The organism is Moorena sp. SIO3B2, from assembly GCF_010692525.1.
In the GTDB taxonomy this organism is placed as follows: Bacteria; Cyanobacteriota; Cyanobacteriia; order Cyanobacteriales; family Coleofasciculaceae; genus Moorena; species Moorena producens.
On the sequence record NZ_JAAHHE010000002.1, the window covers coordinates 1 to 12,316 of the forward strand.

Annotated in this window: 11 protein-coding genes and 2 tRNA genes; 6 read left to right on the forward strand and 7 right to left on the reverse strand. The window is 45.1% G+C overall.

All coding sequences use genetic code 11. The features are described from left to right. The 3 genes from F6K38_RS00220 to trpD form a co-directional block, all read left to right on the forward strand. The coding region (locus F6K38_RS00220; protein WP_353737155.1) for a transposase at positions 1-115 on the forward strand (115 nt) is incomplete at its 5' end. Positions 116-182: 67 nt separating this feature from the next. After that, on the forward strand, positions 183-662 hold the full coding sequence (ispF, locus tag F6K38_RS00225) for a 2-C-methyl-D-erythritol 2,4-cyclodiphosphate synthase (RefSeq protein ID WP_008180966.1): 480 nt from the start codon (positions 183-185) through the stop codon (positions 660-662). 66 nt (positions 663-728) lie between these two features. After that, the gene (gene trpD, locus F6K38_RS00230) at positions 729-1,769 is read left to right on the forward strand and encodes an anthranilate phosphoribosyltransferase (RefSeq protein ID WP_008180967.1); all 1,041 of its coding nucleotides are present in this window, start codon (positions 729-731) and stop codon (positions 1,767-1,769) included. A gap of 103 nt (positions 1,770-1,872) precedes the next feature. Here the strand turns inward: trpD and F6K38_RS00235 are convergent, their stop codons facing one another. The 4 genes from F6K38_RS00235 to F6K38_RS00250 form a co-directional block, all read right to left on the reverse strand. Continuing rightward, the gene (locus tag F6K38_RS00235) at positions 1,873-2,292 is read right to left on the reverse strand and encodes a hypothetical protein (protein WP_008180968.1); all 420 of its coding nucleotides are present in this window, start codon (positions 2,290-2,292) and stop codon (positions 1,873-1,875) included. A 272-nt stretch (positions 2,293-2,564) separates the two neighbouring features. Then, positions 2,565-3,251, reverse strand: a complete 687-nt coding sequence (locus F6K38_RS00240; protein ID WP_008180972.1) for a lecithin retinol acyltransferase family protein — start codon at positions 3,249-3,251, stop codon at positions 2,565-2,567. Positions 3,252-3,303: 52 nt separating this feature from the next. Then, a complete protein-coding gene (locus tag F6K38_RS00245) occupies positions 3,304-4,755 on the reverse strand; it encodes a hemolysin family protein (RefSeq protein ID WP_287264704.1) in 1,452 nt (483 codons plus the stop codon). Positions 4,756-5,074: 319 nt separating this feature from the next. Beyond that, a complete protein-coding gene (locus F6K38_RS00250; RefSeq protein WP_044492411.1) occupies positions 5,075-5,797 on the reverse strand; it encodes a hypothetical protein in 723 nt (240 codons plus the stop codon). Positions 5,798-5,963: 166 nt separating this feature from the next. On the opposite strand from F6K38_RS00250, the gene F6K38_RS00255 reads away from it, so the two are divergent. Beyond that, positions 5,964-6,036 (forward strand) — tRNA-Ile (locus tag F6K38_RS00255). 53 nt (positions 6,037-6,089) lie between these two features. Here the strand turns inward: F6K38_RS00255 and F6K38_RS00260 are convergent. Continuing rightward, positions 6,090-6,557, reverse strand: a complete 468-nt coding sequence (locus tag F6K38_RS00260; protein ID WP_131826948.1) for a hypothetical protein — start codon at positions 6,555-6,557, stop codon at positions 6,090-6,092. Positions 6,558-6,636: 79 nt separating this feature from the next. Here F6K38_RS00260 and F6K38_RS43965 point away from each other — a divergent pair, with 79 nt between their 5' ends. Then, positions 6,637-6,819, forward strand: coding sequence for a hypothetical protein (locus tag F6K38_RS43965; RefSeq protein WP_287264703.1), 183 nt, complete (start codon positions 6,637-6,639; stop codon positions 6,817-6,819). Between the two features lie 148 nt (positions 6,820-6,967). Beyond that, positions 6,968-7,579: an orotate phosphoribosyltransferase gene (gene pyrE / locus F6K38_RS00265; RefSeq protein ID WP_008180983.1), complete on the forward strand. Its 612-nt coding sequence runs from the start codon at positions 6,968-6,970 to the stop codon at positions 7,577-7,579. A 15-nt stretch (positions 7,580-7,594) separates the two neighbouring features. On the opposite strand, the gene F6K38_RS00270 is transcribed toward pyrE, so the two are convergent. Continuing rightward, a tRNA-Met gene (locus F6K38_RS00270) sits at positions 7,595-7,667 on the reverse strand. 857 nt (positions 7,668-8,524) lie between these two features. Then, complete coding sequence (locus F6K38_RS00275; RefSeq protein WP_008180987.1) at positions 8,525-10,942, reverse strand: peptidoglycan DD-metalloendopeptidase family protein; 2,418 nt, start codon at positions 10,940-10,942, stop codon at positions 8,525-8,527. Between the last annotated feature and the right edge of the window lie 1,374 nt (positions 10,943-12,316).

Below are 12,316 nucleotides of genomic sequence, written 5' to 3' on the forward strand. Positions count from 1 at the left end.
AAACTTCTTTGCCCAACTCAAGCAATATCGAGCGATTGCCACACGCTATGATAAAGGGGCAATAAACTTTCTATCCGCAATTTATCTGGCTGCTACCGTTATCTGGCTTAATTGATGACACGCCCTAGATAGCAGGTAAAATTCGATCGCTTGCTCTGTTAACGTGGGATTCAGTGGAAAAAATGACTATTCGGATTGGCAACGGTTACGATATCCATCAATTGGGCAAAGGTCGCCGTCTGATTATCGGAGGTGTAGACATTCCTCATGAATTGGGATTAGTCGGTCATAGTGATGCCGATGTCCTGACTCACGCCATCATGGACGCCATGCTGGGAGCCTTGAGTTTGGGCGATATTGGTCATTATTTCCCCCCAACTGACGAAAAATGGGCGGGTGCGGATAGTTTGGTATTGTTGAGTCAGGTGAATCAGTTGATCCAATCCCATGGCTGGCGGATTGGCAATATTGATTCGGTGGTGGTGGCGGAGCGTCCTAAGCTTAAGCCTCATATTAAGACCATGCGCGATCGCTTAAGTGTAGTCCTAGACCTGAAGCCTGACCAAATTGGCATTAAGGCAACCACTAATGAAAAGTTGGGTCCGGTGGGACGTGAAGAGGGAATTGCTGCTTATGCTGTAACCTTGTTAGTTAGAGATTGATCGGAAATAGTGATTGAATAGTTAATGCGATCGCATTTCCAGATAAAATACTCTACTTCTATAATAATGGTTCAAACCTCTTCTAACTGGCCCAGTTTGTTGCAACAGTTGTTGGATGGGCAATCGTTATCCAGTGACCAGGCATCACAACTGATGCAGGGATGGTTGAATGAAGAAATTCCCACTGTGTTATCTGGCGCACTTTTGGCAGCTATCCAGGCTAAAGGGGTGTCGGCTACCGAATTGGCAGGGATGGCTCAGGTGCTACAATCCCAGTCGTTGCAGAAGACAACCATTAAACACAACCAACCCGTCATTGATACCTGTGGTACCGGTGGGGATGGCGCGTCTACCTTTAATATCTCTACCGCAGTAGCCTTTGTAGTGGCGGCGGCTGGAGTGCTGGTGGCTAAGCATGGTAATCGTTCTGCTTCTAGTAAGGTGGGTTCGGCTGATGTGCTCGAAGCCCTAGGAGTAAATTTAGCAGCAGCACCGGACAAGATTCAGGCAGCCCTGGATGAGGTAGGGGTAACCTTTCTGTTTGCTCGGGGTTGGCATCCAGCCATGAAAGCAGTGGCACCGTTACGGCAAACCCTAAAAGTACGGACAGTGTTTAACTTGTTAGGACCATTGGTAAATCCCCTGCGTCCCACCGGTCAGGTAATCGGTGTTTATGCTCCCAACTTTGTAGAGACTGTAGCGCGATCGTTGTGTTTGATGGGTACTCCCAACGCAATAGTTCTCCATGGTAGGGAAAAATTAGATGAGGCGGGATTGGCAGATCAAACTGACTTGGCACTGCTATCGGGGGGTGAGGTGCGACTTTTGAGTCTAAATCCGGAACATCTTGGTCTAACTCCTGCCCCTACTGAGTCCCTACGAGGCGGTGATGTAGCGGAAAATGGGGCAATTTTACGGAACGTTTTGCAAGGTAAAGGAACACCAGCCCAGCAGGATGTGGTGGCGTTAAATGCCTCATTAGCCCTTCAAGTCGCTGGTGTTATACCTCTCGAAGACTACACAGCAGGGATTGCTCTGGCAAAGGATGTTATGGCTAGCGGTGCCCCTTGGTTGAAGTTAGAGCAGTTGGTGCAGTTTTTAGCTTGACTGACGAGAATCCCCAGGTCTAACCTGTAAGGGTAACCTGGGATCAATGGCGGAGGGTGCTACCCAATGTCCAGCAGCCGAAGTTGCCTATTCTCTATTGCCTTCACCCAGCGCTAAGCGTGAATGACTGGAGATATTTTCCCCACTCCACTGCCAAAGGAATTTCTGTAAAGGGAATTTTGACTGGATCTATGGGTTTGAGGAATTGAAATTCTAATGCGATCGCACGACCTTTATCCGGTGGTTGCTCTAAGTCAACCACTTGATTATCAACTAGCAAGTTGATTGATTTAACGTCTTTGAGGGAAAAGGTTTCTAGATTTACTGGTTTATTTCTAGTGGGTTTACCCCAAGTCAGGTCACTGCCGTTTTGACCAAGCACCGCATATATATCATACTTTGCCCGTTCAAACTGTTCAGCCCAGCGGCGATAAGCTTCAATCTTTTGGTATTCATTCCAGCCTGACCAGGCAAGCCAGCAAAATGCTGCTAGCAGAGGTAACCATAGTAAACCACGTTCCATTCAGTTTTTTGGATCTTTACAACTAAAAGTAAGTATATAAGCAAATATATAGTTATATCTGCCTATCCTCCCATCATCTATACGTAAGCATTCAGCCGTCAGCCGTCAGCCGTCAGCCGTCAGCCGTCAGTGGTCAGCCGTCAGCCGTCAGCCGTGAGTTTATTTTATTCAAAAGCTGATTACTGAGAGCTGATAGCTGATAGCTATTAGCTGATAGCTGATAGCTGATAGCTGACCGCTCAAAGTAGCTTTCTGATTACTTAACCAACCCACTAGGTTTGTTGCCAGTTCATACGGTTGCGAATCAATGTTTCTGTCATCTTCGCTAACTGGTCTAATTTAGCTTTCTTGTCCGTCGCGCTTTTCTCATAGTTCCGCTTCCGCATCAAAGCCGCACGGGCTAAGTCTTCTCTATTGTTTTTAAGAGCTTGAATTGCCACTTGCTGCCAGACATTGATTTCTTTAAGTTCCTGTTTATACTTAGGTTGAATCTCATCCCAAACCACCCTGAGATCAGATAATGCTTGGTTAAGTAACTGGGTTGTATCGTCTTGCTTTGCTCCCTGAAGTGCTTGTTTTATAGCTTCGTACAAACCCTCGATTTTCATATTACTAATTACCGGAATAAAATCCTTGACTTGCTGGCTCTCACTTTTGCCAGTCTTGCACCAATTAGCAAAGTGTTCACAGTTATTAAAAATTAGATTATATTGTCTTTCCCCTAATCGACTTTCTGCTCGACGAATCACAACATCTGGAATTAAACAAACTGAGTACTGCCTGACATAAATTTTTGTTTCACCTAGAGCAAAGGTAGCCAGAGAAGTACGCTCAATTGTTTCAGTATTTTTGCGGTAGTGGATAACACTACCATCTCCACAGTCAATACCATGATGTTGGTAAACCCCCTCAAGGTTAAGAAACTTTTGGAATACGTAAATTTGATCTCCTCGCGCCATTCTTTTCTATTGGTTTTCTCCAGAGCTAATCAAATAAAATTCACCAAAACTATCAAAGCCCTCCATTGTCAAAGGAGACATCATCCTTTCTGGGAATTATCGGCATTTGTTCAGAATCGGAAACATCTACTGAATTCTTACCTTGTGGCTGCTGGCGGCTTATGCGAATTTGGTTTAGGCGCGCTCCAGAAGCAGACACAACGGTCAATTCTAGATTGTCATAATTTAAGGTTTCACCGGGTACAGGAATTTTCTGAAACTTGTCCAGCAAAAAACCTCCCAAAGTATGATAGTCATCAATTACTGGTAGGTTTAAATCCAAAAGTTCGTTGACTTCTTCCATATTCATCTGAGCTTGCACCAGGAAGGTATACTCGTCGAGAATTTGTACAGTCAAGTCCTCGCTTATGTCAGATTCAGGTCCATCACCAATAATTTCAGCAATTAAATCCTTGAGGGTGACTAATCCAGCCGTACCTCCAAACTCATCCACCACCATCACCATTGCCAAATGCGATCGCTGCATCATCGGCAGTAATTCACTCAATGGGGTAGTTTCTGGGACAAACTTAGCTGGACAAATCCAGGATTTAATCGGTGTCTGAAGTCCTAGCTTCCCTTTAGATAAAGGTTTAGCCATTTTTTTGAAGTCGATAATGCCACGAATGTCATCTAGGGATGCCCCAATCACAGGATAGCGAGAGTGACTAGTCTTAGCAACTTCCTCTAACAAAATATCGAAGGTTGCTGCATGGGAAATAGCCACAAGACTGGTGCGGGGAACCATTACCTCTGCGGCTGTTACCTCCCCAAACTCAAACACATTTTTCAGTAGTTTTCTCTCTTCTGCTTCCAGTCCGATAGACTCCCGTTCAGTGGTAATAATCAGCTGCAACTCTTCCGGTGTTACACGGCTATACCAACCTTGACCAGAATATTGAACACCCACCAGCCTCAGGAGCCAGCGGGTAGATTGGTTCAAAATCTGGATAAAAGGATTAAAAAACCTGGCAATTACCAGACTGGGTGGTCCAAGAAACCGTGCTAGTTGTTCTGAGTAAAGTAAAGCCAGGGATTTGGGGCAAAGTTCCCCCAAAACAATTTGTAGATACGCAATCAGGAAAAATGCCACCAGGATTGCTAGGGAATGGGTAATAACTGGAGTTAGAGCTGGCGTTATTGGTAGCTTGGCTATCCCAGCTGCTACCAAGGTTGCCATGGTAGTCTCCCCAATCCATCCCAGAGCAAGGCTCGAGAGGGTAATCCCTAACTGAGTTGTAGATAGTAATCGGTCAATGCTCTGTTGCAAAGCCTGAACGGTCTTTGCTTGCACGTCACCCGCATCTACTAATTGGCTAATCCGCGATCGCCGCACGGCCACCATGGAAAACTCAGCCGTAACAAAAAAAGCATTGATCGCTATCAGTAGTAGCACTGATAACAATCCCAGCAAAACCTCTCCCTCAGAGAGGCTAATAGAAGCATCCACTGTTAGAAAAACCATTAGGTTGGCAACCATAGAAAAGGTGAAAGGTAAAAGCAAATAATTTTCATTTTTTGCTGGTTACGGTTGCCTTCTGATGTATCTTCCTAGACCTAGGGCAGCTTGGTATCGATTTATCGCTTACCATCAAAAACTTATCAGTTGTATTATGGGGTTTTCAGTTGTATGACTAGCATTTCCTTGAGCTAGTTCAAGAGTGCCAGTCAAGGGAATTTCTGATACTGGCTGGCGAAACTGGCTTAGTTGCTTGCTCTCAACATAGGCTTTTAGCATAGCGTCAACGTTTTATCCTTAACAACCATTCCCTCGACTTGCTTCGTTATCTAACTACAGGAATCTGAGACATTTTCAACTGTAGTTTTTGATCGGGATAATCGGTCAGTGTCAGGGAAAGCTTTTCGGAGTTCTCTAGTAAAGCTGTCGGTATGCTCACTGTTCCAGAAAATTCCTTGCCATTAGCCGGTAATTCTCCTGGTAAGCCTTCCGTAATTGCGCTTAAGGCACGACCGCGATCATCGGTAACATTCAAAAAGCTGTACAGAAACCTGACTGGATTAGAACTCTGATTCTTCAAGCTGACATCCAACATTAAAGAACCCTCCTGCACACTGGCAGAATTTACCGCTAGGGTGACTCCCTTATCCTGACTTTTAACCGGCAAATTTAGCTTAGGGTTTTTCCGAGTGAAGGATGCCTCTTTAGTCAATACACCAGACGATGACTCCTTCTGAGCTGGCTTAGACCAACTAATTTGCTTAGTTTTCTGGCTGTTTTTCTTAGCCGGAGGATTTTTACCCTTATTGTGTATGTGGGCGTGAACGTTAACCAAGATATCCTTCTCGCTCACAATCAAGACCCCTTCTTTCCCAGAAGAAGACCCCTTATTCCCTGTCAACTTTTTCTTAGGGTTAGTATCCGGTTGAGTAACTCCTTTGAGGGCTTCGTGACCGATAGAGAATCCCCAAAAGGCACTCACGACACCTGCACCTAACATCATTGTCAGTAGAACTATGGTTAGCGCTACAGTTGTGTTGAATTTCATAGCGTGATTAACGTTATTCCGAATTACCGCTGGTTCCGTGCTGTATTATAGTCCTGCTATACAGCTAGATTATCTTATGTTCTGTGAATTATCGGATAAATCGGGAATTTCTAGTTAGTGGTGTTGCAATAACCCGATTCAGGCTACCATAATAGAAAAGGATAACCCAGGGTTGGCCGAGCGGTTGAGGCAGCAAACTCATAATTTGCCCTAGGCAGGTTCAACTCCTGCACCCTGGATTTAACACTTGCGGTCAGCTACTACTATCACCCCATACTGATCTGCCCCATACTCATCTGCGCAGCTGTAGTATGGGCTGCGGTGCCAAGAAAAATTCTTGGTTTTCCACTTGGATTGGTATATCACTCGATTGCTCTAGCAACCGTAGGGAAGTATTGTAGGGGTTTGGTAAATCCAGAGTACGAATAACAGGGCCACTCTCTACCTGCTGCTTTAGTAAATCCCGATAAAGATTACTCACACGCTGAGCATCGCGCTCAAGTGCCAGTTCTGGAAACGCAGGTGGCCATCCAGAGCCGAAAATTGTATCGATTTGACTCTTGATGCTCCTGTTTTCAAAAAAGTTCCCAGAGTCATCAAAAAAAGCGTTTTCAAAAGCCTCAGGTAATGTTAATAGAGGAATTAGCTCCAAGTCCTCCGAATTAGTTTCTGCTATGGCACCACCTGCTCCTAGACTAGCAGTGGCTGCTATAACTAAAACGCTAAACAGCTTTTCCCAACGCATTTGCATCGCAATCACCCGTAGTTTTCCTCAATAGTATCCGATATTAAGGGTAAAGTACCCCAGTCGGTGAAAAGTAAGCATTTAGCTGTCAGCTATGAGCTATGAGCTATCAGCTATCAGCTATCAGCTATCAGCTATCAGCTATGAGCTATCAGCTATGAGCTATCAGCTATCAGCTATCAGCTATCAGCTATCAGCTATGAGCTATCAGCTATCAGCTTATGGGTCCCAGCCTCGAAGCCTGTGCCACTGTACACCGAACAGTTTATGCCCATAGCCCACGCTACACCGAACAGCTTTTGAATAAAATAAGCTGACGGCACCTCAAGTAGCGTGAGCTTTTAGCTGACGGCTGACGGCTGACGGCTGACTGTGAAAGAATACCGCATAATCCAAATCAACCGCCACTAGTAGTAGTAAGTTTCATGAACAACCAATTCCAAGCCCTGTCTACCCCAAAGGATTTACCTCTCCTGCGACCTTTTCTGCTGGATTTGTTTTGTAAACTGGCTTACCAAGAGGGTGATTTTGTGCTTTCGTCGGGGCAGCGTAGCTCTTATTACATCAATGGTAAACAGGTCACCCTTCATCCTCAAGGAGCATTGGCAATAGGACGTTTGCTATTCTCAATGCTACCTGCTGATACTCAAGCTGTTGCTGGCTTAACTCTGGGTGCAGATCCCATCGTGAGTGCGGTTAGCATTGTTTCTGCCTTAGAAAACTGCCCTATCCCTGGTCTAATTATCCGCAAACAGCCAAAAGGTCATGGAACCAGGGCATACATTGAAGGTCCTAGTTTGCCCACAGGAGCCAAAGTAGTGGTATTAGAAGATGTGGTGACTACTGGGCAATCAGCCATGAAAGCCGTGGATCGCCTTAAGGAAGCCGGTTACCAGGTAGAGCTGGTAATAGCCCTGGTTGACCGGCTCCAAGGCGGAGCCGAGCTTTATAAGTCCGCTGGCCTAATGTTTCAAGCTTTGTTTTCGATTAATGAAATCCGAGAACACTACCAGGGTTCTCTTGATCAATCCAGTTGACTAATTAATTAGTTATGGCTCAGGCGGGATTTGAACCTGCGACCTCGGGCTTATGAGTCCCTTGCTCTAACCACTGAGCTACTGAGCCTTTTCTTCAATCCTTATCTACTATAACATATCAATGCCAATAATTTCTTTATTGACACTCGCCGTCTTGAAAGAACGGCGATTCCCAGATCAATGAGCTGCCTTAAACCACTGTGTCCTAATCTTTGACGCCGCCAAAAAGTAGGCAGTACCTAAACCAAAAACCCGTCAAGACCAAGAATTTAGTTTAGTTCACAGTAGACCCAGCGGGCAATTCTCGCGATCGCGTTTGGCTACTTGTCAGGAAGTGCCGATAAAAGTCCGTTTCCTTCCTTTTCACCTGGTTTCGGTGTGCCCCACCGTACCGTATTTTTTCTCAAGTTGTGATTTTCCTGGGTTCACACGCCAACGTCTAATTGACGATTGGGTTTTTAAAGAGGACTTTCCCAGAGACGAAACCTTAGTAGAGGGTCGCCTTACTACAAAACCTTTTCCCTATGCTGCATAACCTACCGACTATAAAGGCGACCCTCTACTTACGGTAACTTCAAGCCCTCTGGGCATTACTACTTTTAGGTCATGCAGTGGCGGATCTCTCTTCCGGTTGCGCCAAGGCCAAAGGCCACGCGGGGCGCGTTCAGTTTTTCAGCCTGTACCCTATACTTAAACTATACTATAGCGCTAGATAAGTGTCAACTTTTTGCTCTTGTGTTTTTTTAGGCTAAAAGCGCGCTAGTCACTTTGATCTGGGCTCGCTTTGTGGCGGAGTTTTCAGTGTTGGGATTTCTCATAAATATTGTCAGAGAAGTTGAGGAAGAGTAGGAAACTTCCCTGTTGCTTACCTTACCCTTTTCCTCTGTCTCCTCCTTCAACCTAGTAATTTTGCCTGATTGGGATACTTCCCTTGAAATCACTCTATTACCGTCTTGTAGGCAAATAGGCGATCGGATTTGCAGCTCCCCGACCTCTGGGATGTACCTCAAAGTGTAAGTGAGGACCAGTGCTATAACCTGTGCTACCCATAGCGGCAATTCGTTGACCTTGGCCAACCTGTTGTCCACGACGCACAAAAATTCGGCTGTTGTGGGCATAAAGGGTCAGACTACCATCAGGATGCTTGATTTCCACCAATTTACCGTAGCCACCTGAATTCCAACCAGCACTGACTACAACACCAGGGGCTGCTGCCATAATTGGTGTCCCAATCGGAGCTGCAATATCAATACCCTTGTGCATCCGTCCCCAACGCCGACCATAACCTGAGGTAATCACACCATTACTTGGCCAGATATATCCGTTAAAGCGGTTAGGGCTATCTGGCAAGTACATATCTGGTGTAGACAGAGGTGGCACTCCTGGTGAAACAGGTTTTCCTACCGGTATGCGGATCATTGGGTTAAATCGTTCCGGTGGGGCAGGAGCTACAGCTATCCTTCTCGGTTGTGATACCTCAGGTGGAGGCACAGGAATGGCAATAGAACTGCGTCGAGTTTTCCGGGGTGGCTGAGGTCTTGGAATAGCAATAGGAACCTGTGGAGCTGTCGGTGGCTGCGGTAATAATAATTCCGACTCTTTCGCACCGGTTGCTTGATTATTCTCAGGATTCCACTGGGGAGTGATCTCGACAGATTTAGACTCCTTGTCTGAGGGATCAGCAACTGGCTCGTTAGTAGGAGTTCCTAGGTTGATTGGTTTGCTTTCCTCTGGGCTGGTTTTATTGTCCCGGATTTCTTCTCGCATCTTGAGAATATCAGCCCTTAATTTTTCAACATAGGAGTTGCGCTGAGAGTTAATAGACTCTAGAGGCTGATTTTCAATCGAGGAAGTAGCTTGAGCTAGCAGACCACTGTCTGAGGTCGATTGAGCCAGAATGGTCTCAGTTACCGGTTTTACTTTAGGTTTTTCCTCTATAGATACGGATGTGACTTGATCTCGACTAGTAGAAGTCTTAACAGAGATAGTTGTTTCTAAATCCAATGGTCGCCCTATTGCTGGCTTCCAAGGTTCAGATTTCGGGCTGTTGCTAGATAGCAAAGTTACTGACGACTGTTGCTGATCGAATGTCCCAACTTGAGGAATTTTCAGCTGTTGATTAATTTCAATTAGGTGAGGATTATCTAGCTGATTGGCTAAGACTAGCTCTGAGCGGGATAAACCATAACTACGGGCAATAGAATCTAGGGTTTCACCAGCTTTGACCTGGTGAAAAGAGTTACCAGTAGATGACAGCCTAGTTCCCACCACCACTGGCTGTGGTACATTTAGTTGCTCTGTAGTTACCTTGGTTGTAGCCGATGCAATTCTTGGAGTACTGACCTTGAAAACTGATGGTTTGACTGCCGATATGACAGTTGTTTCTGGAGTCGGTACTGGAATGACCACCGGTAGTGGCTCAGATCTAGTTGATTGGGTTAAGGCTGGTGATACAGCAACTTTCGGCCTTGGCTGTGGGAGCGTCGCCGGAGCTGTAGGTACCGTAACAATGGGCTGCGATGTTTGTGTTACTGAACCCTCAGGTTTTAGCACTGCAGGGGGTAAAGTGTGTGGGCTAGAACCAAGGGTCGCTGATGCCAGTTCATAAGACTTGTTAAACTCCTCGGACCTCAACTGAACCAGACTTTTGCTCAGACGGTTTCGATGTTTTTGGAGGCGCTTGAGGGCTAGGTCTTGTCTAGCTTTTAAAAGATTATTGGTCTTGTCGGAAACAGCTTGTGATGCATCCGTTGACAGGTTACCCGATTTTGATACTGGTGCAGATGCTAGCAACTGTTTTGGCTCTACACCCTCAGACTTAGATGAGGCTTTGACATCAGTACCCTTAACCTCACCAATGGTAGACTTCCTGGCTACTGGGAGAGTGTCATCGGTTTTGAGCTTGTTAAAATTCCCGTTCCCGTAGCGGAGGCCGTAGGCCACGCTTTCGCCGTAGGCGACGCTGCGCGAACGCGAACGGCTTTGCCGAATCGCAAGTTCTGGGGGTGAGGCTGGCTTTGATGCCACACCCCCTTGTCCCTCCTTAGCCGGGTTTAGCAATGAGGGGCTTGAAACAGCGGTAACCTTAAATTCGGCTGCTGGTAGATTCGTCCCACTTGGGTCAGGAGCAACTGGCTCGAATGCCATTGCTTCATCACCCTGTTGAGGTAATAGTAACCCAGATGCCCCCATGGAAATCGCCAATCCAATCATGGCTGCTGAGGTACGAGCCTTACGGTTCACCTCAAGGGGAATTACTGCACCGACCGCATGATTACTTGCAGGTAGTTTCGATGACGAATCCGATGACTCTGCTGCACAGGTCGGAACATGATTGACCTTATCAGTAAGTGTTCCTTTCAAAAACGTCCTCCTGGTGTTTGACGAGCGCTTAACAGTTCCTGATTTATTTTTTACCAGTCAATGATGTGACTCACTTCTAAAGTGTGATCCAAATCACATCTATTTGGCAGACTTAGCAAAGATTACCGTGCTTCTTTGATTTAGACAAGCTCACATGACTACTAAAAAATTTATTCCTTGACGGCAATAGCTAGATACACCTTGAAGCCATTGATAAGTAATTATCCTTAGACAACTAGGTGGACAACATCCCATAGCAGAGATCTTGTCGGGATTGACCACGGCTGCCGTTAAGGATTGCTGCATATGCTGCATATATATGCATATAAAGTAACTGGCTAATCAGGCCTTCTCCGGGAAACCACCCTCAGTAACCCAATAAAATCGAGCATATTTGCTGATTATTCTGTTTGAGCGCCATAAAAACAGCGATGGTAATCTCGAAGCAACTGACTGGTTACAGCTGAACTCTACGCGAATTTTGGGTAAGACAACAACCGTATAATCCTGTATCAACCCGGATCTTAATCCTGGTGGGTTGCTAGTTGATGGTGTGCTCACAAAATCCTTCAAATCCTCCTTTTATCTACTGATAGTTGGTTTGGTATACTGAACACTCCCCATTTGATATCAGCAAAATCTATCGGTGATTTCTCGGTAATCCTACTGTTTATGATAGAAATTTCTTATATGTCTTAAGTAATTTCAGTCTTCTAGATAGCTGAATTTTTGGTGAGTAATTCTACACACACTAACTCATTCAACCAAGGTGCGTCCGGTCAGCTGTAGGCTGACAGTCCTTGATTCTACCCAAAGATGCTTGTTTTGACGTCTTTCCCTGATTAAAACCGACTTGTGCGACAAAACGTTTTTACACAGTTTAACCAAATCTAAAAATCTAGTTATTGATTGATCACCTAGGGAATTCCCAGCAGAGGGATTGTTTTTCACAAAAATTACACATTTCTACAGACATTTCCTATTTACACCATCAGTAGAGGGTAAATTAGGTATTTGAACTCTAGCTATAGTGTTTAAACCCCTGAAGGGGGATAAGTATTTTTTGAGTGGGGTGATCAGCTGCTCCCCATGTAATTTTTCTATCGTAGTCCGGCAAGAGTAGGAGAAGGCAAACAGCGACTAAAGTCGCTTTCGATATTTCTATTGACAGCTGATTTTATTAGTGATATAATCTAGGTTTAAGGTCAAATTAAAACTCAAACGGTTAAGGCTTAAACCTAAATCGATACAACTAAATCGATACAACTAAATCTATAAGAAAAATCTATACAAGTAAATCTATACAAAAGAAATCTATATCAAAAATTTATACAAATTATACAATACCGAAACCAAGTCAACTTAGTAAGTCCT